Source organism: Gilvimarinus sp. 2_MG-2023 (assembly GCF_030547685.1).
Lineage (GTDB): Bacteria > Pseudomonadota > Gammaproteobacteria > Pseudomonadales > Cellvibrionaceae > Gilvimarinus.
Window position 1 is genome coordinate 9,614 of the sequence record NZ_JAUOQM010000006.1, and the last position, 23,547, is coordinate 33,160.

Here is a 23,547-nt window from a genome sequence, read left to right on the forward strand (position 1 = left end):
GAACGCAGAACGCAGAACGCTAGTTCGCTAGCAGGCGTTTGATTTTCCCCTCTAATTTTTTCGGTTTGGTGATGGGGGCGAATCTGCGTTGGGGAGTACCATCGCGGGCGATCAAAAATTTGGTGAAGTTCCACTTGATATCATTGCCGCCCAACCCTGGGCACTCTTCTTTTAAGTACTGAAAAATGGGGTGGGCCTTGGCACCGTTAACGTCGATTTTTTCGGTCATTAAAAAATCAACGCCGTAGTTGAGCAGGCAGCCGTTTTGAATTTGCGTGGCGTCGCCCGGCTCTTGCTCGCCAAACTGATTACACGGGAAACCAATAATTACCAGCCCCTGTTCTGCGTACTGTGTATGCAGCGCTTGCAGGCCTTCGTATTGAGGCGTTAAGCCGCACTTACTGGCAGTGTTGACCAAGAGCAAAACTTTGCCCTCAAAACTGGCAAAGTCGATGGTGTCGCCATCGAGGCTATCGATTGAAAACTTGTGGATTTTGGCCATGCTGCGTCTCCCTTGTGTGGGCCGTATCATACCTATCTCTTCGATATAAGGTAAAGGAATTCGCTTTAGTCGGCGGGTGGCTAAACTGTTGTACAAGCACAAGGGGGTAAGCGGCAACAGAAACCTACCGGAGTATCTGTTGCCAGCTATGCACTCAGATATTTTTGCACTAAGTCTTCGTTCAGATCGGCGAGAGTGCCGATTGCCCCGACCTTGCCGCGCTCCATAATATAAACAGGGTCTGCGGGTAAATGGCAGTTTTTTCCACCCGTGAAACCGTTAAGTCTGCGCATATCATTGCCGATACCGGTCCGTGTCTCGGTACTGGTTTTACTGATTTCCGTTAAAGATGATTTTATCGTTGTGAAACGGTAGTAGGGACACGTTTTAAAAAGTGCAAAAACACTCGCATTGGGTTACGTTAGCTCGCGTATTGACGCCCTCTAAGCGGGCAAACCGAAGGGCAAGGACAATTGATGAATACACTACAGCGTTTGCCAAGGAATCTTTGGGTTTTAGCGACCACGTTATCGTTGGTGATGACTGCGATACCGCTCATGGTATTGATAAGTGGGTTATTGGGGAGTGAGCTGGCCTCTAATCCGGCACTGGCAACTTTGCCTTTGGCGTGTGCTGTTATCGGCACCGCCATAGTGACTATACCGGCGGCGTTACTGGTGCGTGCCAAAGGTCGTCGTTTTGCCGGCTTTACCGGTATTGCTTGTGTTGGGGGCGGAGCATTGAGTGGGCTATTGGCAACGGAGCTAAATAGTTTTACTTGCTTGTTGCTGGGAGCCGTATTGATTGGCGGCGCCATGGCATTTTTTCAGCAATTTCGGTTTGCGGCTATTGAAAGTTTAAGCAATCCTGCTGATGCGGGGCCGGCGGTTTCGGTGATTATGCTTAGCGGCATTGTTTCGGCTCTAATTGGCCCTGAACTTGGGGCTTGGGGGCGGTATTGGCCAGGCTTTGCTCAGTACAGTGGCTCGTTTATTTTGCTGCTTATTATTGTGGGGCTGGCCGCCTTGGTTTTTAACGGGTTTCATAATCCACTGTTGCAAAAGACTGACGAACCAGATGGTGGCCGACCACTAGGGCAGGTGATTCGCCAGCCGGTGTTTATTATCGCCTTGGCTTCGGCGGCCATTGGTTATGCGGTGATGAGTTTTTTAATGACCTCGACCCCGATCAGTATGCATAGTCATCACGGCCACAGTTTGTTGGATGCCAAATGGGTGATTCAAAGCCATTTGTTGGCCATGTTTCTGCCGTCGTTATTTTCCGGTTTTTTGTTGCAAAAGTTTGGGGTGCTGAGGTTAATGTTGGCCGGTTGCGCACTTTATATTGGGGTGTTGATTGTCGCTCTTAGTGGGCAGGCTCTTATACATTATTGGTGGGCGTTGGTTTTGCTTGGTATTGGTTGGAATTTTCTGTTTTTGGCCGGTACGACTTTGTTGTCAAAATCCCATAGCAACGCTGAGCGTTTTAAGGTTCAGGCGGTGAATGATTTTAGTGTTTTCTCGCTGCAGGCTCTGGCTTCTTTATCGGCCGGTTGGGTGTTGGTGCAGTATGGTTGGTCTACCCAAGTGTGGCTATCACTGCTGCCAGTAGGTGTGCTGTTGATGCTAGCACTCTGGATGTTCTTTCGGCGAGACCCCTTGTAATGACGGCCTGCTGGTTGGCAGGCCGTGCCATTGAGTGGGCTAGTTATTCTCAGGACGCGGAGCGGTGGGGTAGTGTTGGAATATTTGCTGTACCGCGCCTTGAATGGACTCGCGTGGGCTGTTGAGCGCCTCTTGACTCATTTTACCTTCGGCGATGCCTTCCCAAATTAGACGCTCTTCGCTAGCGTCGACGACATCTATATTTAATGTGCCGACTTTATAGTCGCGTGTATCGGGCTCTCGATCGTAGAGCGGGAAGCCCAAATATAAGCCCGAGCGATAGTAGTAATAATTGTAGGTGGCACTTAATTTGGGGCCAGAGCGGACCTCGGTGCGGTTTTCGGTATTCATAAAGAAGTTAACCAGCAAATCGGGTGACGCCTCTGAGTAGCGATAGCCCAGAGCTTGCATCTCTTGCGTTGCGGCTTCTTTAAAGTAGGCGGTAACTAAGGTCGAATAGCCGCTTTTATCGGTGCCGAGAGGGTCGATAAAGCCGAAGGTTTGGTATTGCTGAAAGTCGACACTTTGATCGAAATCGGTACGAATATCGGGGCCTGTGGCGGCGCAGCCGGTCAGTCCGATCAACACCAAGATGGCCGCTGTTTTGAATAATTTGTTCATCTGTGTGAAAACACCTGTTGGGTTTATTGTTTACAACCTAATATTCGACTTAGATTCTACCTGAAAGGTTCCTTATGCATAGTCTAATCGGGTGCGCGGTATGCGACAATCTGTCACATCTTCACCTGACAGGTTATAGGTAGAATACGGCACTATCAATATTGTCATTACGGTACGGGAGTAAAAATGGAACATAAATTGAGCAGGTTGGGTCTGGCGGTGGCGTTTTTGGCCCCAACAGCGGCGGTTGTGGCACATGAGGGTGCACCGGTTCCCGAGTCACATGCCCCTGCAGGGGTTATGGCAGACCACACCCATGCAAAAGGTGAGGTAATGACCGGTTACCGCTACCTGCATTCCAGTTACAGTGGCGTATTTACGGGTGATCAAGAGGTAGGCGCTCACGAGCTGGCGATGGAAGGCTACAGTATGATGCCGACCGGCATGACTATGGATATGGTGATGCTGGACATTATGTACGCACCTACCGATAACCTCACCTTAATGCTGATGCCCATGTATATGAGCATGGATATGGATATGGCCGCGACCGGGGCCGCGGGGCATGATCACGGCGCTATGGATTCAATGTCGGCCATGGATGCAATGGATGATATGGCCCACGATATGGATATGCACACCCATAGCCACGGCACATCCGGCTGGGGTGATACGGTTGTTAGTGCACTGTACAACTGGACACCTGGTTCTAACCATCAGCTGATTACCACTCTGGGAATTAGTTTACCCACCGGCAGTGTGGATGAAAAAAATGCCGACGGCACTTTTGTGCACTATGGCATGCAACTGGGCAGCGGCACCTATGATGCCTTACCGTCGATTACTTACACCGGTTACAGCGGCATTGTTAGCTGGGGCGCGCAGCTAAATGCGGAAATTCGCCTGGAAGATGAAAACGACTCCGGCTTTGCCTTTGGCGATAAAACCGCGGCTACAGCTTGGGGGGCAGTGCGTGTGCTGGACTGGATGAGTGTTTCGGCGCGCCTGGAGTGGTCTGACCAAGATGCGATTAGCGGCCATTACAACGGCGCGCACAACCACAGCAGCCCCAGTGACATTCAGGCTAACTACGGCGGTGAGTATATCGACGCAGGCATAGGCGTGAATACCGTGGTGACCGGCGGCAACTTTCAAGGCTTGCGCTTGGGTGCTGAGTGGGTGACGCGTGTTGATGAGGATTACAACGGTTATCAGCTTGGCTTAGACGATGGGGTAAATGTTAGTTTGACCTACGCGTTTTAACGCTAGCGTTGATGTCATTTGCTCAATTTGCAGTGTGCAATATGGCGGCGCCGATTGATAAAAATCGGCGCCGTTTATTTAGCGCAAACTTTGCACAAAAGTCAGAATAATCAACGCTGGGCACACAAACCGAACGTAGGTCGGCCATATTTTCCAAAACAGGCTGGACTCTATTTCTGGGTGGCCTTTGGCAAGTTCGCTCAGTAGTTTTTTGCGTGACAGTACCCAACCGGCAAATAGGCAAAGAGTCACACCCAGTAGCGGTTGGCCGTAAACGGTGCTGGCGGTAATTGCCAGCGAGAAGAGGGCATCAAACTGCCAGATAATTAGCACGCTCAAACTAAAAATAACACCACCGGACAACCAGGCGGCTTTGGTGCGGCTGAGCTGCCAGCGCTCAACACATATCGATACCGGAACTTCCAGCAAGGAAATAGCGGAGGTGAGGGCGGCGATGCTCATTAGGGCGAAAAACGCGATGGCCATCCAGTCACCGGCACCGCCCATATGGGCGAACAGTGCGGGTAGTACCTGAAAAATCAAACCGGGGCCGGCAATCAGCTCACCGCTGTCTGAATATACCGCCACTCCTTGGGCTTGGGCGACGTAAATCGCCGGGATAATCAACAAGCCGGCGGTAAACGCAAAGCCTGTATCCAACAAAGTGACCGATGCCCCCATGCGCGGCAAATTGTCGGTGTCGCGCAGGTAGGAGCCGTAAATTAGCATGGTGCCAACGCCCAGCGAGAGCGAGAAAAAAGCTTGCCCCATGGCGCTGAGTATCAGCGCTGGGTCCAATAGGCGCCCGATATCGGGAATCAGGTATGCCTTAAGGCCGTCGCTTGCCCCCGGCTGCATAAGGACATAGCCGATCAGGCCAATCAAAATCAAAAACAGTAGCGGCATTAACCGCGTCGACCACGCTTCAATGCCGTTTTCAACACCGCGAGCAATGATCAGAACCGTCAGTGTCGACATGCCTGCACACATCAGTGCGTCGCGTTGAAAGTGGCCGGTTTTAAACCACAGGCTGGCTTCTTGGTTGGCGAGCTTAGCCGCAAGCGGGGCGAAAAACTCCGCGAGCATCCAGCCTGCCACCAGTGCGTAAAAACTTAAAATAATAACCGCGACAGCCACAGCGGCAAAGCCCACCAGCCAGCCGAGTTGGGAGAAAGGTGCGCGCGGGTTCAGATTGGCCAGCGCAGTCACGACATTCGCCTTACTGTACCGGCCAATAGTCAGCTCGGCCATGAGTGCCGGGTAGGCCAATAAAAACGCCAGGATAAGATAAACCACTAAGAAGGCCGCCCCGCCATTGCTGGCAGCTTGAGTAGGAAAGCCCCAAATATTGCCCAGCCCCACCGCAGAGCCGGCCGCCGCTAGTAGAAAGCCGATTTTGCTGGAAAATTGTCCCCGAGATTGCGCCATAGTTGTCACGTATTGTCTGATGGTTTAAGCCTTTTGGTGCTAGTATAAAGGTCAGAAGCTCGCCAGCAATAGGGAATTAGTGTGGACCGCGATCAAGACAAAACCGTTATCAGTGATCAACCTGAGCCTGCCAAGGCGCCAGCCACGCAAAAATTTGGTCATTACGAGGTAGTGGCTGAGCTGGGTCGCGGCGGTATGGGCACGGTGTATCGCGGTTACGAAAGTTCGCTGAACCGCTATGTGGCCATTAAGGTGCTGGCTCCGCATTTAGCCGATGATGAGTCACTGGTGGGGCGTTTCTCGCGCGAAGCAAAAAGCGTGGCGGCACTCAACCACCCCAATGTCGTGCATATTTACTACACCGGTGAGCAAGAAGGTTTGCCCTACTTTGTTATGGAGTGCATAGAAGGGGAGACGCTGGCCGACCGGGTGCGAGAAAAAGGCACCTTATCTTCCCAAGAGGCAGCCAAGCTATTATTACAGGCAGCCAGAGGCTTAGCCTGTGCCCATGACCGGGGCATTATCCACCGCGATGTCAAACCCTCCAATCTAATGATTGATGCCTCGGATACCGTTAAATTAACGGATTTTGGTATTGCCTTGGCGCGCGACATTGGCGACAAGCTGACCACAACGGGCCAGTTTGTCGGCACCACCGGGTATGTAAGCCCAGAGGTGTTTCAGGGGCGCACGGTGGATTCACGCTCCGATATTTTTAGCTTGGGGGTGGTTTTATTCGAAATGCTGGCCGGGGTAAAACCCTTTGACCACGATAGCCCCATGGGCTTGATGTTGCAGGTGGTGGAAAAGCCTGCGCCCGATATTCGTGAGCTTAATCCCAGTGTCGATTTGCGATTACAAACCATCCTCCAGCGCATGATCGAGAAAGACCCAGCCAACCGCTACCAAACTTGCCACGAGCTGAGTGAAGACTTGAGTCGGTTTTTGGCCGATCAACCTTTGGCTGGTGAACCCACCCCGAGTGCTCAGCTTGAGCCCTCGGCCCCAGCGCGCCGCTCGGCCTGGCCGTTGTTGCTGTTATTTTTGGTTGGCGCGGGTGCGGCGGCTTACACATGGCGCGGCCCTTTATTGGAGTTCTTGCCGGTGAGCGAGCCTGCGGGCCCTCAAACAACGGCCCCAGCAGTGGCCGATATGGGCCTAAACACTGCCGTTGAAAACACAGATTCTCCCGATGGCGTTGTAACAGCTGGTAGTGAGTCGATTGCAGTAGTAGCCCCTACTGAGGGCGCTGAGGCGACAGACAAGGCAGCGCCCGCTGAGGGCATTTTATCTGCTGAAGGAACGATGCCCACGGAAGACTCTATCCCCGCAAAAGAGGAGTTTTCAGAGAAGGGCGAGGTCGCCACACCGAGTGGCGAGCCAAGCAACCAGCTCGCCGGTGGGCAGTCACAAATGATGGGTGATAGCGCGGCCAGCATGCATCAAAGCCCAGCTGCCTTAAACCAGAGCCCGCCTAGCGGCAATACAATGGGTGCGGTAGATGATGGCGAGAGTCTAGTGGGAGCAATGGCGGTGGATAATTCAGGTGATCTAGCCTTGGCCCGTGCCGCGCAACCGAGTGCTTTGGCGCCGCAGGTGAATAACCCCAGCGTTATTGAAGCCCAGTCCAAACCTGTAGTGAACCCAGAGGCCGCAATGGTCGCCACCCGCGGTGACGCAGCTCTGGTGGGGCCCCTGGCTCAGCGTATTGATGAGATACTTAACGCAGAATCCATTGAGCGCCTCGACCCGGCATTTGTGTCAGGTGCACAGCAAGCTCTGCAAGCGCCACAACCGGATTTGAACAGTTTAAAACAGCCGATATTGGCCAGTGGTGGACGCTACCTTGTACTGGTGACGGCCTCTTCTTTGGGGGGGGAAACCATTGAGTACTATGGCCAGTACGACACGCTCTATTCCGCGCAAGTTGAAGTGGTGCTTTACGATTTGGTGCAAACCCGGTCGCTGCGCCGCTGGAGTGAGCGGGTTAGCTATACCAATCTTAATGCCCAGCAGCAGGTCGATAGCGCATTCTCGGGCCACTTGGCGTCACTGCCCGGTCTTATGGATGCACCTTAGCGTTGATTGTGCTGAAATAAACGCTGTTTTTCGCGGCTCCAGTCGCGCTCTTTTTCTGTCTCGCGCTTATCGTGCAGCTGTTTACCTTTACCCAGTGCCACTTCAACCTTAATTAAATGCTGTTTCCAGTACATGGCCGTAGCGACCACGGTAAAGCCCTTTTGCTCGGCGGCGCGCTGGTATTTTTCCAGTTCGCGGCTGTGCATCAGCAATTTGCGCGAGCGGTTATTCTCGGGCACAAAATGGGTAGAGACTGTTTTAAGGGGAGTAAACTGCGCGCCTACCAGCCAGGCTTCACCATTTTGGAAAATGACATAGGTATCGGTCAGCTGAACCTTGCCTTCGCGGGCGCTTTTCACTTCCCAGCCAAGCAGGGCAATCCCGGTTTCCAGCTTATCTTGCAGCTGGTAGTCGTGACGGGATTTCTTATTCAGCGCAATGGTGTTGCTGCTGCTTTTGCTTTTCTGCTTTTTTGCCATGTAAAGTCTAATGTCTGATCGATGAGTGGGCGCGTGCATTATAGCGATTTCACCAACGCCATGCTATCGGCGTACAATGAACCATGAAAATCAGAGTTTAACAACCGGAGTAGGGCGTGAGAAAAGCTCAGCAACACGCAATTTGGGGACGTAGGGGCACATTTATATTAGCCGCGACTGGCTCAGCGGTAGGTCTGGGTAATATTTGGAAGTTTCCTTATATTACCGGCGAGAATGGCGGCGGTGCGTTTGTCGTGATGTACTTACTGTGCATATGCTTAATTGGTCTGCCCGTGCTGGTCGCCGAGATCATGTTGGGCCGTCGCGGGCGGGCCAGCCCGATTTTGGCTATGCAGCGAGTGGCGCGCGAGTCGAACAGTAGCAAACTTTGGTCATTGATTGGCTGGAGCGGTGTGCTGGCCGGGTTTATTATCCTCTCCTATTACAGTGTGATCGCTGGCTGGACGCTGGAGTACGTGACCACCGCCGCCCGCGGTGGGTTCGAGGGCTTTGATGGGGTCGCGGCGAATAACACGTTTACGGCTCTACAAGGTGATATCAGTACACTGGTACAGTGGCAAACGGCGTTTTTATGTATGACGGCGCTGATTATTATGTTTGGTGTTACTCGCGGCTTGGAAACTGCGGTGCGTATCTTAATGCCATTGTTGTTTTGTCTGTTGGTTGTCTTGCTAGGCTATGCTGCCTATGCGGGTGACTTTGCGGCGGGCTTTAACTTTTTGTTTAAATTTCGTTTTGATCAACTCTCCTTAGAAGGTCTATCGTTAGCCTTGGGGCATGCGTTTTTTACGTTAAGTCTTAGCATGGGCGCGATTATGGCCTACGGCTCATATATGCCGCACAATCAATCCATACTCAAAACGGCAGCTACCGTTGGGGTTTTGGATACCGCCATCGCTCTATTGGCGGGACTGGTGATTTTTCCCATTGTTTTTGCTAATCCGGGTATTGAACCCGGGGCCGGCCCGGGGTTGATGTTTGTCAGCCTACCGATTGTGTTTGGCGCTATGCCCTTAGGGGAGGTGTTCGGTACGGTTTTCTTTTTACTGGTGACCTTGGCGGCCTGGAGTTCGACCATCTCACTTCTGGAGCCGGCCGTGGCCTATTTAACGGAGAGGTTTCGGTTTCATCGGGTGGCGGCTAACTTGCTGATTATTTTTTGCGCTTGGCTGCTGGGTTTAACCACCGTGTTTTCTCTTAATCGCTGGCAAGACCTATCGCTGGTAGCGGGAATGACCCCCTTTGATCTTAGCACCTTTATCACCGAGCAAGTGCTTTTGCCGCTCGGTGCGCTGGCGACGGCAATCTATGTCGGATGGTTTATGAAAAAACGTCCGTTGCGGCGTGAGCTGGCACTGGATTCTTCGCGTTGGTTTGTTCGCTGGCTTACAGTGTTGAAATATGTGTCACCCATGTTGATCGCGGTGGTGTTTGTATTGGGTATAGTTGATAAGTTTGCGGGGTAAAAGTGGGGCATCGTATAGAGCGCACGCAAAATGTAGAGTTTTCGTGTCAGCAAATGTTTGAGTTAGTGAATGATATTGAAGCCTATCCAGACTATATGGATGGCTGTCAAAAAGCCCGAATATTAAAAAGTGGTGAAGATTGGTTAGAGGCAGAGCTGTCTTTGGGGGTAGGGGGCATAACTCAGAGTTTTGTCACTCGCAACAGCTTACAGCCTCCACATAAAATGACCCTTAAGCTGGTCGATGGGCCGTTTCGCGAATTTAATGGTGAGTGGCGATTTGAACCTGTGGGGGATGCTTGTAAGGTAACCTTTAAGCTGGATTTTAGTATGAAAAATCCCCTATTGGCCTTTGCCGCCAATAAAATGTTCGAGCAAGTGGTTGAATCACAGGTAAAAGCCTTGTGTCGGCGGGCGCGCGAACAGTTTGCGAGCTAATTAACATTGAGAGAGTGGTATGGCGGACTTAGATTTAATTACCGTTGAGGTGGCCTTTGCGTTACCCCAGAAACAAAAAATTATTGAGTTGTTGGTGGAGCCTGGCACGACGGCCTATCAGGCGGCAGAGCGCTCGGGCATTAGCCGTGAATTTCCTGAGATTGACCTAGATTCGGCAAAAATGGGTATTTTTGGTCAAGCATTAGGGATAAAAGGGCTTAAGCCACCCCGTGAGCACATCTTGCACAATGGCGATCGAGTGGAAATTTACCGCCCCCTAACGGCAGACCCAAAAGAGGTGCGTAGGCGCCGGGCAGAAAAGGCTAAAGCACAGGATAAAGCCGATAAATAAGCTATAGTAAAAAGAGGGCGGCTAAAGAGCATTTTTAGTACACAACTGCTGGCTTACAATGCATCTAGGCTATGGTGTTGGTTGCGTTTGTCGAGTATCCCGCTTATCGGTAACCCTTAACGCGGGGTATAGATAGATTTTGTAAGAGAAAAGAGCTGCTGTGGTCGTTGTAGGTTAAAACGTTCTGGGGGCAGAGATTATTCTGCCCTACTAGAAAAATTTTCAAGTATGGCAGTATAAAAGCCCCTTGTTTTAATGGAATAAATATAAAGCTGGACTGGATATGGTGCGACCCTTGCGTCAACAAGCCCCTTGGTTCTATCCGTTGCTTTTCACACTCGTTTTCACTGCGCTTTTGTTCGTTGTAGAGCGGCATAGTAGTCGTCAACAAAAGCAAGAAATAGATTCTCGGTTGAGCGATATATATAGTGAATGGCAATCTCGGATGGATGTTGTTGAAGGTGAGTTTACCCAACATTGGCAATGGCTAGAGTCTCTGGTGAACACGCCTTGGTGGCAGGAGCTAAGTGCAGAGACTAAGCACCAATTTATTGCTCAACAGTGGCCTGAGGCCATTCAACTTCATAGCGATTCCGCCATGAACTGGCAATCGGTGCCTACTGAGGCCTGGTTTATTTTCCCCGAATTGCGCCAATCACTTATTAACTGTTCGCAGTTGAAAGAAATCCCTTGGTTGTCAGGTGGACAAAATTTTTATCGTGTGCTTATTTGGCAAGGTGATAGCAGCGCTCAAGGTTGTGCGGCCAGCTTACTTCCTGTACTGGGCAAGGTGACAGCCCCACTCAAACCTGATTCTAATACGGGGTGGCTATTACTGAGTCCTACTGGCCAGCAATTGTCGGCGGGGCATACAGCTGCATTAGTGGCTCTGAAAAATAAACATAGAATACACCAGAGCTCCGAATCCGTGCTTTTTCATCAGTCAAGTGACGGGCAAAAGTACGCTCTGATGCAGTTTAAACTGTTTGGCCTTACAGAACCGGCATCGAGTCTGGTTTACATCGTAGCTCAACCATTGAGTGATTTTCTTATCGTCGATCGTTTGCCAACCGAAACGCGCATTTTTTGGTGGTGTGTATGGTTATTGGGTATTTTGATTATTTCTATAATCTACGCATTTTGGCGACGATTAATTAAAGCCGGTTTTTCAACTGATCAACTACGCAAGAATAATGTTAGTGGTACCAATCGATTAGAAATTGCCTTAGAGAGTAGCCAGAGCGGGTATTGGGAGTGGAATATTGCCAGTGGTCAAGTGGATTTCTCCAATCATTGGATAAGCATGCTGGGGCTCAATAAAGAAAAAATTGCTAAAAATGGAATCGATGAGTGGCTGCATCGTATTCATCCCGATGACCGAAGTAGGAGTAAAGCCTTATTGGTGACACATCTTAAAGGTCAAACTGGCATGTTTGAGGATGAACAGCGGGTCCTAAATCATGAAGGGGATTACCTCTGGTTTTTAACTCGAGGTAAAGTTACCGAACGAAATCCTGATGGTTTTGCCACCCATATGCTTGGTGTTTATACGCTTATCGATGATCATAAGCGTGTTGAGGCTTTGGCACTTAAGCAGCAAAAAGCTTTAGGGCGACTTAATGAAATTGCCACGCTTACCGGTTCTGATTCATGGGAGCGATTGCGAGAATCTTTGAGTCTAGGGGCGGAATATTTAGAATTACCTTTTGGCATTATTAGTCATATAGTAGGCAATAGTTATACCGTTAAAATACAACATTCTCCACCCAATACACTGAAGGATGGCGAGATATATCATCTGCCCGATTGCTATTGTCATGACACACTTAAGTCAGGCGATGTCTTTGCCGTACATCATATTAAAAATTCAGCTTATAGCTCCCATCCTTGTTACATTAATAGCCAGCTTGAATGTTATATAGGTGCTCCAGTTTGGGTGGCTGGAAATATCTATGGCACGATTAATTTCTCAAGCTCTGTGGCTCGCCAAAAATCTTTTAGCGACACTGAGCGTGATTTTGTAAGACTGTTAGCGAAATGGGTTGGGAGTACTCTAGAGCATTGGCTGCATACTCGTGAAATCATCGAGCTTTCGGATACCTTTACCAAGTTATCGGATAGTCTGCCTGGGTGTCTCTGTCAGTTTCAGATGAATGCTGATGGTAAGCTATTTTTCCCATTTGCCAGCCGCGGAATAAACGATATTTTTGGTGTGACGCCAGGGCTAGCAGCTCACAGTGCGGATCTAATTTTAAATCGAATACATAAAGATGATATTGCGCATGTGAACTTTTCCATTGAAGAGTCGGCACGAAGTATGACCTTATGGCGAGAGTGCTATCGTTATAATCATCCAGAGCGAGGGATTATCTGGGTGCGCAGTCAGACCAGCCCTGAAAAACTGACGAATGGCAGTATTATCTGGCACGGTTACATTTGGGAGGTTACTGATGAAATGCGTGCTGAGGAGAATCTTAAACACGCCAACCGTTGGCGGCAAGCCACCTTGGATGCTGCCAGTGTTTCTTTTATCGCAACTGATTACAATGGCATCATCAAGACTTTTAATAAAGGGGCAGAGGCATTATTGGGTTATCGCGCCGATGAGCTGATTGATAAATGTGACCCGGGCTGTTTGCATCTGGGTGAAGAAGTTGTGGCTCGCGCTCAAGTTTTATCCGATGAACTGGGTTATTCCGTAAAACCAGGGTTTGATGTCTTTGTTGAAAAAGTTAAGTACGGTGGAACCGAGGAAAACAACTGGACCTATGTGCGCAAAGATGGGTCGCATTTCCCGATTGTTTTGACTGTTACTGCTATTTTCGATGAACACGGAAAAGTGGATGGTTATTTGGGGGTGGGGCGTGATGTCAGTGAGGTTCAAGAGCAAAAAGAGCGACTTCGAGCTTTTGCCGAGCGCACCCAGACCATTCTTAATAATGCCGCCGATGGAATTATTGTTATTCGTAAAAACGGTATTATTGATACGTTTAATAAGTCAGCTGAGCGTCTATTTGGTTGGAAAGCTGATGAAATTATTGGTCAGTCGATAAATTTATTAATGCCCAAAGAAATTGCAGCCGAACATGATCAATACTTAGCTCGTGGTAGAGATGGGCGTGTCGATCGGGTGTTGGGCCAATCTCGATCGCTTGTTGGTTTGCGGCGTGATGGCGAACAGTTCCCGCTTGAAATTGCATTGTCTGAAATTGAACAGGATGGAGAGCCGTTTTATATTGCTATGTTACGCGACATTACCGAGCGTCAGCGTATAGATCGTATGAAGAGTGATTTTATTGCAACTGTTAGTCACGAATTACGAACACCTTTAACGGCTATTAGCGGTTCTTTGCGGTTGTTGGATGGCGGAGCTTTAGGGCGTTTGGAGGGGCAGGTTGAGCGATTAGTTCGTATTGCTTACGCCAATAGTGCTCGATTGATTGATTTGGTTAATGATTTGCTAGATATGGAAAAGCTGGTGTCTGGGAAGGTGGAGTTTGTAATGACTCAACTTGATATAGTGCCATTGATCAAAAGTGCACTTGAAGAGACCGCGAGCTACGCCGCAGAATATCAAGTGAATTTTGAGCTTGAGGATCATTTAGCAGTTGCTACAGGTGATGCGGGCCAGATATTGGTAACTGTTGACGCGAATCGATTGAAGCAGGTCATGGTCAATCTATTATCCAATGCTGCTAAGTTTTCCCCGTCAGGTAGTACTGTAACCGTAAGCTTACAGTGGCAATCTGGCTTTGTAGAGGTCAGCGTGATTGACCAAGGCATTGGTATCGCTGAAAAGTTCCATGATCAAATATTTCAAAAGTTTTCACAGGTGGATAGTTCCAGTACACGCAGTAAAGGCGGCACCGGGTTGGGGTTGGCCATCAGTAAAGAGTTGGTGACCCATATGGGGGGTGAAATAGGCTTTGAGTCTGCACCCAAACAAGGGTCGCGATTTTATTTTACACTGCCCGGGGAATTAAAATAACCGATAATTTATGGCGCTGGGCTATGCGCCGCAATGGTGGGTTTTAAAGGTTCAGGCGCTGTAGATTTAGAGTTCAAAATAGTTGAAACTCAAACATAAAGTTGAGTTTATTCTCTACCTATTTAAGCTTGGCAGGTTAGTGAGTCAGTGATTGGCCGCTTGATTGTGGTTAAATGAACGGTTACAAACCTCTATTATTCAGCGAATGAAGTATCTTGATGCTGATGATAATCAATAACTCTGTCGAAGTTTTTCGGAGAGATAAGTATGTCGTTAAACACTATACTATATGTAGAAGATGAGCCCGATATTCGAACCATTGCCCAGTTGGCTTTGGAGACGGTGGGGGGCTTTACTCTGATTAGCTGTGCCTCTGGCTCCGAAGCAGTTGCTTATGCGCAGCATACGACACCAGATTTGATACTGCTCGATGTCATGATGCCAGAAATGGATGGCCCAGAGACCTTGCGTTTGCTGCGTGAGCGACCCAATATGGCGGATGTGCCGGCCATTTTTATGACCGCAAAAGTACAACCCTCTGAGGTGGCTGAATATTTGTCGATAGGCGCGGTGGATGTCATTGCTAAACCCTTTGACCCATTGATGTTAGCTGAGCAGATTAATTCGATTTGGTCTCGTACCAAAAGTCAAAAGTACAAGTGAGGAAGCAGTGGGGCCAGATCAAAAACAAGCGGTATTGCAGAAACTTGCCAAGCTACGCGAAGAGTATCGGGCGAGTTTGCCTGGCGTGCTGGAAGCTATCGCGCTTGACGCGCAGAGGTTAGAGACTCCTGCGACTGCTGAACAGCTACAAAGTTTATATCGAAAGCTGCATAAATTAGCTGGTTCAGCGGGCAGTTTTGGTTATCCGCAACTTAGCGCTCAGGCACGGGAATTAGAACTGGTGCTACAGGGCTGGATACATGGCAGTGAGCCAGATTCAAACACACGTTTGCAGTTGCTTGCTCAACTTACAGCGCTCGATTGTGAAGAAAATGTCCCTAGCTCCACTGCAGTACAAGCAGAAGGATTTACAGTTCAAAATATTGGCACGACCAAAAATTTAGTCTATCTAATTGAAGATGACCACAGTGTTGCTCAAGAGCTAACCCTTGCACTTGAAAGTTTTGGCTATCAGGTCGAGTATTTTGATCAGCTCAATGAAGTCGAGCAGGCTATTCTCAGTCGGCGCCCTGATTTTTTGATTGCGGATGTGCTGTTTTCCGATGCAGATGAACGGGGCCCGCAACTGATTGCTCGTCTGCAAAATCAGCTCGACGACCCGTTGGCGGTGGTCTTCATTTCCAGCCATGATGATTTTGACACTTATTTATCGGCGGTTCGGGCTGGGGCTATCGGCTATTTTGTTAAGCCTTTGGATATTGCAACAGTGATAGATTGCCTGGAGTCGCAACTGAGTTTATCGGCGGCTGCCCCCTATCGTGTGATGATAGTCGATGATGATGAACTGTTGGCGAGACACTATAAAGTCGTTCTTGAGGCTTCGGGTATGAGAGTTGAAATTGTGACTCAACCGACACAAGTGTTAACCGTTATGGAGAGTTTTCATCCAGAGGTTGTTTTGTTGGATTTGAATTTGCCCGAGTGTCGAGGCTATGAGTTGGCGCAAATTATTCGGCTTAACCCGGCCTGGCTACGGGTAGCGATTGCTTATTTATCCTCCGAGCAGGATGAGCAAGCGCAAGCACATGCGGTTCGCCATGGCGGCGAAGATTTTCTGACCAAGCCCATCTCTGAATTGCGTTTGGTTAGCGCCGTGACTGTGCGCGCGGCGCGTTCGCGCCAACTGAGTGATGCCATTGATCGCGACAGTTTAACCGGTTTGCTTAAGCACGGTCGCATTAAAGAGCAAGTGAATGTAGAGCTAGAGCGTGCAGCGCGGCAGAACAAACCGGTCAGCGTGGCGATGATTGATCTCGATCATTTTAAAACCGTCAACGACTCCTATGGCCATGCGGTAGGTGACAAAGTCATCCGAGCGCTATCGCAATTGCTGCGCCAGCGATTGCGTAAAACCGATAGTATCGGGCGCTATGGCGGTGAGGAGTTTGTGGCGGTGTTACCCGATTGTGGGCCTGAATCAGCTCAAAAGTTATTAGAAGCGGTGCGTGAGAGTTTTGCCGCCTTAGGGTTTAGCGTGGCTGGGGAGCACTTTAACGTCACACTTAGTGCCGGTATTGCGACTGCGGCCGGCCCCGGTGAGAACCTACTTGAGTGTGCCGATAAAGCCCTTTACCAAGCCAAGCACAGCGGCCGTAACTGTGTGGTTACCGCCGGTGAGCCTGAATAATTGGAAGATTTGTCTTAGTTGGATGGAACCGGGGTATCGGGATCTTCCGCTTTAGATGCCTCTTCGGTGGCTTCGGGCAAGTTTTCGCCGTCGTAGTGAGTAAAGGTCTCACCGTCGAAGTACACCGTCAGTGAGCGCTTATAAAAGCGACCATCACCTCTTTTAAGGCTGTAGTAATAATCCCAGCGGTCGTCGTTAAAGACATCGGCAATCAGCGGCGTGCCCAGCACAAATCGCACTTGGCGCTTACTCATGCCCGGCTCGAGTTGCTCTATCATCTCTTGTGTGATGATATGCCCCTGTTGCACATTGATCTTGTGAACGCCGGGAAATTGAAAATACTGACACCCCGCAAGCATTGTTAAGCTGCAAAGAATCATAAGGGGTGTTTTGACTATTTTCATTACAGGGGTTCCACTTAATAAAATGAATGGCGATAATACCTGATCACCTTGAACACTGAGAAGACTTTGGACAAAAAAATGGCCGATGAAAACCAAGAATTACGCAAGGCAGGCCTAAAGGTTACCTTGCCCCGAGTGAAGATCCTGCAAATGCTGGAGTCTTCGGAAAACCATCATATGAGCGCTGAAGATGTTTATAAAGCGCTGATGGAAGCCGGCGATGACGTGGGTTTAGCCACTGTTTACCGCGTATTGACGCAGTTTGAGACCGCAGGCCTGGTTATCCGTCATAATTTTGATGGTGGTCATTCCGTGTTCGAAATCGCCAGTGGCGAGCACCATGATCATATGGTCTGCTTGGACACAGGCCGTGTGATTGAGTTCCACAGCGAAGAAATTGAGCAGCTGCAACAAAAAATTGCCCAAGATCACGGCTTTGAGCTGGAAGATCACTCCTTGGTTCTGTACGTCAAACCTAAGCAGTCCTGAAATAAGCCGCTTATCCGAGGCTAAACTCGTTAGTGCTCTCCGGCAGCTAGCATCTGCTCTGCATGCGCTCTGGAGGCCTCGGTAAGCTGGGCGCCGCCCAGCATTCTGGCTAATTCTTCTACTTTTTCATGACTGTCGAGTGCCACCAGAGTGGTAGCGGCAGATTGATTCGAGCTGGTTTTAGTGACCTGTAAATGATGGTGCCCCTTGCTGGCAACCTGCGCTAAATGGGTAACACAGAAAATTTGCCCGCGCTCGGATAAGGTGCGCAGCAATTGACCCACCGTATCCGCTGTGGCGCCGCCGATGCCGACATCGACTTCATCAAATACCAAGCTGGCCAAGGTGCTATTTTCTGCTGCCACTACCTGTACCGCCAAACTAATGCGCGATAATTCACCGCCCGAGGCAACTTTAGCTAAGCTACCCGCAGGTTGGCCCGGGTTGGTGCTGATCAAAAATTCCACATCTTCCAGCCCCTGAGCCGCCGGTCGATCATTACGGTCAGAAAAGGCTAGGCTGAGTTTGGCGTGTTCCATGGCCAGTTGTTTGAGGTGTTGATTTACTTGCTGAGCGAGCCGTTTACCGGCCTTTTGGCGCGATTGGCTAAGAGATGTTGCCAGCGCGCGGTAATGGCTCTCGAGCGCGTTTACCTCGCTTTCAAGTCCTAGTAGTTTTTCATCGCTGACGTCCAGCTCGCCCACCTCTTGTTGTAGCTCCATGTGTAGCTCAAGAAGGTTCTCCGGCTGAACTCGGTGCTTGCGGGCGATGGTGTAAATAGCCGTTAGTCTGTCGTCAATCTCGGCGATGCGGGCCGGATCCATGGCGAAGTCACCAGAGAACATGTCCACACTGTTCAGCGCCTCGGTCACTTGTATTTGGGCGTCTTGCAGCATTTGCTCGGCCTCGTGCAGTGCGCTCGGCTTATCTTTCAAGTTGGCCATCAACTGCAATGCTCGCCCCAGCCCCACCTGCAGGCCAACCTCCTCGTTACCCAAGCAATCACTGACTTGCCCCGCCGTTTGCAGCAATTCCTCGGCATTGGCGAGGGTGTGGCGCTCGCTTTCCAGGTGTGCCAATTCACCTTCCTTGAGGCTAAGTTGGTCTAACTCTTCAACTTGGTAGGCTATTAATTGGTGGCGGGCATTGAGCTCTTGAGTATTGGCCCGCAAAGAGTCGAGCGTTTGCGCTTGCTGTTGCCACTGTTTAAACGCTTGTTTTACCTCGCCAGCCAAGCCGGTGTGGCCCGCGTATTCATCCAACAAACGGCGGTGGTTGTCTTTGACCAGCAGTGACTGATGCTCGTGCTGGCTGTGGATGTCCATCAGCATATTGCCCAGTGTTTTTAACTGGGTGAGAGTGGCGGGGTGGCCGTTTATATAAGCCTTGGAGCGCCCCTCAGCGGTGACCGTACGCCGCAGTAAGCACTCACTGGGGGCCTCGGCTTGCTCCAGATCGTGCTCTACCAGCCAGTGACGGGCACGCTCGATGCGGGTTAAATCAAAAGTGGCGCTGATGTCGGCTTTGCGGGTGCCGCGTCTCACTCGGGTGGCATCGGCCCGGTCGCCCAGTGTTTGCCCCAGAGCTTCCAGCAGTACCGATTTTCCCGCACCGGTCTCGCCGGTGATAACTGTCATGCCGGCTTTAAGGTCTAAATCGAGTTGCTCGACCAGAGTAAAGTTCTGCACGCTCAAGTGAGTCAGCATTGTGGGCTCCGTTGGCTACGAATATCTGTTTATTTATACAGTATTCTTGGCGATTCTGCCACCAAATGCAAGCCAGCCCTTGAAAACCTGTAATAGGGCCCCACATTCGCCTTAATTGTTAAATGAATAAACCTGAATGAGGCACATAACGGTGACAGATCAAGACCAGAACGATCAGGTAGATCCAGAAGCGGTAGAAACCCAGCAGCCCGAGGCCGAACAGGCCGATGGTGCGGTGGATGTCGATATCTCCAGTTTGCAAAGCCAGTTGCAAGATTTAACCGCGGCGCTGGCCAATGCTAAAGAGCAAACACTGCGAGCCCATGCGGAAACCCAAAACGCCCGCCGTCGCGCCGAGGCCGATGTAGAGAAGGCGCACAAGTTTGGTCAGGAGAAAATTGTAAGCGATTTGCTGCCTGTAGTGGACAACCTGGAGCGCGCGTTGGCGAGCATCGATACCGAAGACGAAAACTTTAAAGCCGTTGTCGAAGGTGTTGAGCTGACCTTGAAATCGTTTATCGACACCTTAATAAAACACCAGGTTGAGCCGGTAAATCCTGTGGGTGAACCGTTTGACCCGCAGTTGCATCAGGCTATGTCGATGATCGATAACCCCGATGCCGAACCCAATACCGTGCTGGAGGTGTTCCAGAAAGGTTATACCCTGCACGGCCGGTTAATTCGGCCCGCCATGGTCGTGGTGGCCAAGGGCTAAAGCACCACAAATTGTAAGGTTTTTTGCCTACAGGGTCTTGAAATGCATGTAAGTGCGCCCATATAGGCATTAACGACTAAATGAGCCGCCTAGCGGTAACCACAATACACAAAGCGTTTGGCCGACGGCAAAGTCGTTGCTCTAAAGAGCGATAGCGGCCGGCGCAATGAACAGCTTCAGGAGACTGAATTATGGGTAAGATTATTGGCATCGACTTGGGTACCACCAACTCGTGTGTAGCAGTACTGGAAGGCGATAAAGCCAAAGTGATTGAAAACTCAGAGGGCGATCGCACGACCCCCTCGATTGTAGCTTTCACCAACGACGGCGAAACGCTTGTGGGCCAGAGCGCCAAGCGCCAGGCGGTAACCAACCCCGACAACACGATGTACGCGGTTAAGCGTTTAATTGGCCGTAAGTTTAAAGACGATGTTGTGCAAAAAGACATCAAAATGGTGCCTTACAAAATCGTTGAAGCCGATAACGGCGATGCGTGGGTAGAAGTGAAGGGCGACAAGCAAGCGCCACCGCAAATTTCTGCCGAAGTGTTGAAGAAAATGAAGAAAACCGCCGAGGATTACTTGGGCGAAGCGGTGACTGAAGCCGTTATTACGGTACCGGCTTACTTTAACGACTCGCAGCGCCAAGCCACCAAAGATGCCGGCAAAATTGCAGGCCTTGAGGTTAAGCGTATTATCAACGAGCCAACTGCGGCAGCACTGGCTTATGGTATGGACCAGAAAAAAGGCGACCGCACCATTGCCGTTTATGACTTGGGTGGTGGTACCTTCGATATCTCCATTATCGAAATTGCCGACGTTGACGGCGAGCACCAGTTTGAAGTGTTGTCGACCAACGGTGACACCTTCTTGGGTGGTGAAGATTTCGACTTGGTACTGATTAACTATCTGGCTGACGAATTCAAAAAAGAGCAGGGCATAGACCTGCACAGTGATCCACTGGCTTTGCAGCGTCTGAAAGAAGCCGCTGAAAAGGCGAAGATTGAACTGTCTTCCAGCCAGCAGACCGAAGTGAACTTGCCGTACATTACCGCTGATAATACCGGCCCCAAGCACTTGGTGGTTAAGCTGACTCGCGCCAAGCTAGAGTCACTGGTAGAAGATCTGGTAACCCGTTCGCTGGAGCCGGTAAAAATGGCCATTAAAGACGCCGGTGTCTCTGTTAGTGAAATTGGCGATGTTATCTTGGTGGGTGGTCAAACCCGTATGCCAATGGTGCAAAAAGCCGTCACCGATTTCTTTGGCAAAGAGCCACGCAAAGACGTTAACCCAGATGAAGCCGTTGCTATGGGCGCTGCCATTCAAGGCGCGGTACTGGCCGGTGACGTTAAAGACGTACTGCTGCTGGACGTTACCCCATTGACTCTGGGTATTGAAACCATGGGTGGTGTGGCTACCCCGTTGATTGAGAAAAACACCACCATCCCGACCAAAAAGTCGCAGGTGTTCTCAACCGCTGAAGACAACCAAACTGCGGTAACCATTCACGTGGTGCAGGGCGAGCGCAAGCAAGCCACTCAGAATAAGTCTCTGGGTCGTTTTGATTTGGCTGATATTCCACCGGCTGCACGCGGTATGCCGCAAATTGAAGTGACTTTCGACATTGATGCCAACGGTATTTTGAACGTAGGCGCCAAAGACAAGGCTACCGGCAAAGAGCAATCGATTGTGATTAAAGCCTCTTCTGGTCTGTCGGACGACGAGATCGATCAGATGGTGCAAGACGCCGAAGCTAACGCTGAAGCAGATAAAAAGTTCGAACAGCTGGTTACCTCGCGCAATACTTTGGAAGGTTTGATTCACGCGACCGAGAAAACCGTGACCGAAGCGGGCGATAAAGCTACCGACGAAGAGAAGGCGGCGATTGAAGCGGCTATTTCTGAGGCGAAAGAAGCGGTCAAAGCTGACGATCTTGAAGCGATTGAAGCGGCCACCACTAAGCTGACAGAAGCTTCTAGCTCATTGGCGCAGAAAATGTATGCCGAGCAACAAGCTCAAGAAGGCGGTGCCCAAGGTGCAGCGGATGACGCGGCGCAACAAGCGGACGACGGCGTGGTAGACGCTGAGTTTGAAGAAGTGAAAGACGAAGACAGCAAATAAGCTGTTAATGACTTTGGCACCGGTTTGATGGGTGCTACTTCAAACTGACACAAATGCGGGCCGGGGTTTTCTTCGCCCGCATTTGCTGTGTAACAAGACCGCGACTTCTCAGTTTATAGAGATGTCGCCTGCAAACTAGCTGGAAACTCGAACACATGGCAAAACGCGATTATTACGACATTCTGGGTGTATCCAAAGATGCCTCGGCGCCGGAGCTAAAAAAAGCCTACCGTCGTGTGGCAATGAAGCATCATCCGGATCGCAATCCTGGAGACGCAGAATCGGAAGAGAAATTCAAAGAGGCCAGCGAGGCCTACGAAGTACTCTCTGACGAACAAAAGCGCGCCGCCTACGATCAGTTCGGCCACGCTGGTGTCGATGGCCAAGGTGGTATGGGCGGCGGTGCCGGTGCTGGCGGGTTTGGTAATTTCAGCGATATTTTTGGCGATGTGTTTGGTGATATTTTTGGTGGCGCCGGTGGTGGTCGTGGCCGCCGCGGTGGACCCACTCGTGGCTCCGACTTACGCTACACCTTAGATTTGACTTTGGAAGACGCGGTGCGCGGCTCTCAGGTGCAAATCAAGGTACCTAGGCTCGCTCACTGTGACACCTGTGACGGCTCCGGTGCCAAGCCCGGCAGTTCACCGGTTACCTGTTCCACTTGTGGTGGTGTGGGTCAGGTACGTATGCAGCAGGGATTTTTCTCAGTACAACAAGCTTGCCCGAACTGTCACGGCCGAGGAACCGTTATTTCTGACCCCTGTGGTAGCTGTCATGGTCAGGGCCGGGTAGAAGAAACCAAAACGCTCTCTGTTAAAGTCCCCCCTGGAGTGGATACCGGTGACCGGATTCGGTTGTCCGGCGAGGGCGAAGCCGGTGCCGAGGGTGGCCCGTCGGGTGATCTTTATGTGCAAATGAATGTTAAAGAGCACGAGATATTTACCCGTGATGGTCGCGATCTGTATTGCGAAGTGCCAATTGATTTTGTACAGGCAACCCTGGGTGGCGAAATAGAAGTGCCGACTCTGGATGGCCGGGTGAAATTAAAAGTACCGGCGGAAACGCAAACTGGCAAGTTGTTTCGCTTGCGCGGTAAGGGTGTAGCGCCCGTACGCGGTGGGGCAGCGGGCGATTTGATGTGCCGGGTCGTAATAGAAACACCGGTTAATCTCACATCCAAGCAAAAAGAATTATTGCAGCAATTCGCCGGCACCATGAAAGAGGGGAAAAATTCACCCCGTCAAAAAAGTTGGTTTGACGGCATGAAGAACTTCTTCGGCGACATGAAAATTTAACGCATCACTGGTGGCGTGAATTTTGATCTAAAAAAGCCCGGCGCTTTCTCAAGCGCTGGGCTTTTTTGTGGATGTTTTAAATGGTGGAAGGTGGGGCGCAGAATGCAGAACGCGGTACACAAAAAAAGCTCAACGCTTGACAGATGTTAGTGGCGCGACAATAAAATAATTCAGCATTCAGCATTCAGCATTCAGCATTCAGCATTC

The 23,547-nt window shown here is 50.4% G+C and carries 20 protein-coding genes; 13 read left to right on the plus strand and 7 right to left on the minus strand.

The genetic code is table 11. The features are described from left to right. Positions 1–19 precede the first annotated feature (19 nt). Together Q4526_RS01505 and Q4526_RS01510 are read right to left on the minus strand one after the other, a co-directional pair. Entirely contained in the window at positions 20–502 is a 483-nt protein-coding gene (locus tag Q4526_RS01505; protein WP_215974949.1) for a glutathione peroxidase, read from the minus strand. Between the two features lie 146 nt (positions 503–648). Continuing rightward, entirely contained in the window at positions 649–795 is a 147-nt protein-coding gene (locus Q4526_RS01510; protein ID WP_215974950.1) for a hypothetical protein, read from the minus strand. Positions 796–978: 183 nt separating this feature from the next. On the opposite strand from Q4526_RS01510, the gene Q4526_RS01515 reads away from it, so the two are divergent. Beyond that, entirely contained in the window at positions 979–2,166 is a 1,188-nt protein-coding gene (locus Q4526_RS01515; RefSeq protein WP_303609500.1) for an MFS transporter, read from the plus strand. Between the two features lie 39 nt (positions 2,167–2,205). Here the strand turns inward: Q4526_RS01515 and Q4526_RS01520 are convergent, their stop codons facing one another. Next, positions 2,206–2,787, minus strand: coding sequence for a DUF4136 domain-containing protein (locus Q4526_RS01520; RefSeq protein ID WP_215974952.1), 582 nt, complete (start codon positions 2,785–2,787; stop codon positions 2,206–2,208). Positions 2,788–2,973: 186 nt separating this feature from the next. Between Q4526_RS01520 and Q4526_RS01525 the strand changes: the two genes are divergently transcribed. After that, complete coding sequence (locus Q4526_RS01525) at positions 2,974–4,050, plus strand: hypothetical protein (protein ID WP_215974953.1); 1,077 nt, start codon at positions 2,974–2,976, stop codon at positions 4,048–4,050. A gap of 78 nt (positions 4,051–4,128) precedes the next feature. Here the strand turns inward: Q4526_RS01525 and Q4526_RS01530 are convergent, their stop codons facing one another. Continuing rightward, positions 4,129–5,478 (minus strand): sodium-dependent transporter, encoded by a 1,350-nt coding sequence (locus tag Q4526_RS01530; RefSeq protein WP_215974954.1) that lies wholly within the window; start codon positions 5,476–5,478, stop codon positions 4,129–4,131. Positions 5,479–5,559: 81 nt separating this feature from the next. On the opposite strand from Q4526_RS01530, the gene Q4526_RS01535 reads away from it, so the two are divergent. Further along, complete coding sequence (locus Q4526_RS01535) at positions 5,560–7,557, plus strand: serine/threonine-protein kinase (RefSeq protein WP_215974955.1); 1,998 nt, start codon at positions 5,560–5,562, stop codon at positions 7,555–7,557. Here Q4526_RS01535 and smpB read toward each other — a convergent pair. Beyond that, positions 7,554–8,036 carry an SsrA-binding protein SmpB gene (smpB, locus tag Q4526_RS01540; protein WP_215974956.1) on the minus strand — a complete coding sequence of 161 codons (483 nt, stop codon included), beginning with the start codon at positions 8,034–8,036 and terminating at the stop codon, positions 7,554–7,556. The genes Q4526_RS01535 and smpB overlap by 4 nt on opposite strands. Positions 8,037–8,152: 116 nt before the next feature. On the opposite strand from smpB, the gene Q4526_RS01545 reads away from it, so the two are divergent. The 6 genes from Q4526_RS01545 (at position 8,153) to Q4526_RS01570 (ending at position 16,611) form a co-directional block, all read left to right on the plus strand. Then, complete coding sequence (locus Q4526_RS01545) at positions 8,153–9,523, plus strand: sodium-dependent transporter (protein ID WP_215974957.1); 1,371 nt, start codon at positions 8,153–8,155, stop codon at positions 9,521–9,523. A 2-nt stretch (positions 9,524–9,525) separates the two neighbouring features. Next, complete coding sequence (locus Q4526_RS01550) at positions 9,526–9,960, plus strand: type II toxin-antitoxin system RatA family toxin (RefSeq protein WP_215974958.1); 435 nt, start codon at positions 9,526–9,528, stop codon at positions 9,958–9,960. A 19-nt stretch (positions 9,961–9,979) separates the two neighbouring features. After that, positions 9,980–10,312 carry an RnfH family protein gene (locus tag Q4526_RS01555; protein ID WP_215974959.1) on the plus strand — a complete coding sequence of 111 codons (333 nt, stop codon included), beginning with the start codon at positions 9,980–9,982 and terminating at the stop codon, positions 10,310–10,312. Positions 10,313–10,988: 676 nt separating this feature from the next. Next, positions 10,989–14,300, plus strand: coding sequence for a PAS domain S-box protein (locus tag Q4526_RS01560; protein ID WP_303609501.1), 3,312 nt, complete (start codon positions 10,989–10,991; stop codon positions 14,298–14,300). Between the two features lie 267 nt (positions 14,301–14,567). Beyond that, positions 14,568–14,963, plus strand: a complete 396-nt coding sequence (locus Q4526_RS01565; protein ID WP_215974961.1) for a response regulator — start codon at positions 14,568–14,570, stop codon at positions 14,961–14,963. Between the two features lie 7 nt (positions 14,964–14,970). Next, the gene (locus tag Q4526_RS01570; protein ID WP_215974962.1) at positions 14,971–16,611 is read left to right on the plus strand and encodes a diguanylate cyclase; all 1,641 of its coding nucleotides are present in this window, start codon (positions 14,971–14,973) and stop codon (positions 16,609–16,611) included. A gap of 14 nt (positions 16,612–16,625) precedes the next feature. Here Q4526_RS01570 and Q4526_RS01575 read toward each other — a convergent pair whose 3' ends face one another. Then, the gene (locus Q4526_RS01575; RefSeq protein ID WP_303605052.1) at positions 16,626–17,015 is read right to left on the minus strand and encodes an outer membrane protein assembly factor BamE; all 390 of its coding nucleotides are present in this window, start codon (positions 17,013–17,015) and stop codon (positions 16,626–16,628) included. Between the two features lie 78 nt (positions 17,016–17,093). On the opposite strand from Q4526_RS01575, the gene fur reads away from it, so the two are divergent. Then, positions 17,094–17,504, plus strand: a complete 411-nt coding sequence (gene fur, locus Q4526_RS01580) for a ferric iron uptake transcriptional regulator (RefSeq protein ID WP_215974963.1) — start codon at positions 17,094–17,096, stop codon at positions 17,502–17,504. A 29-nt stretch (positions 17,505–17,533) separates the two neighbouring features. On the opposite strand, the gene recN is transcribed toward fur, so the two are convergent. After that, positions 17,534–19,210 (minus strand): DNA repair protein RecN, encoded by a 1,677-nt coding sequence (gene recN, locus Q4526_RS01585; protein ID WP_215974964.1) that lies wholly within the window; start codon positions 19,208–19,210, stop codon positions 17,534–17,536. A gap of 151 nt (positions 19,211–19,361) precedes the next feature. Here recN and grpE point away from each other — a divergent pair, with 151 nt between their 5' ends. The 3 genes from grpE (at position 19,362) to dnaJ (ending at position 23,340) form a co-directional block, all read left to right on the plus strand. Further along, positions 19,362–19,925 (plus strand): nucleotide exchange factor GrpE, encoded by a 564-nt coding sequence (gene grpE, locus Q4526_RS01590; protein WP_303605054.1) that lies wholly within the window; start codon positions 19,362–19,364, stop codon positions 19,923–19,925. A gap of 191 nt (positions 19,926–20,116) precedes the next feature. Further along, positions 20,117–22,045 (plus strand): molecular chaperone DnaK, encoded by a 1,929-nt coding sequence (gene dnaK, locus Q4526_RS01595; RefSeq protein ID WP_215974966.1) that lies wholly within the window; start codon positions 20,117–20,119, stop codon positions 22,043–22,045. Positions 22,046–22,200: 155 nt separating this feature from the next. After that, positions 22,201–23,340: a molecular chaperone DnaJ gene (gene dnaJ, locus Q4526_RS01600; RefSeq protein ID WP_215974967.1), complete on the plus strand. Its 1,140-nt coding sequence runs from the start codon at positions 22,201–22,203 to the stop codon at positions 23,338–23,340. The last annotated feature ends 207 nt before the right edge of the window (positions 23,341–23,547 follow it).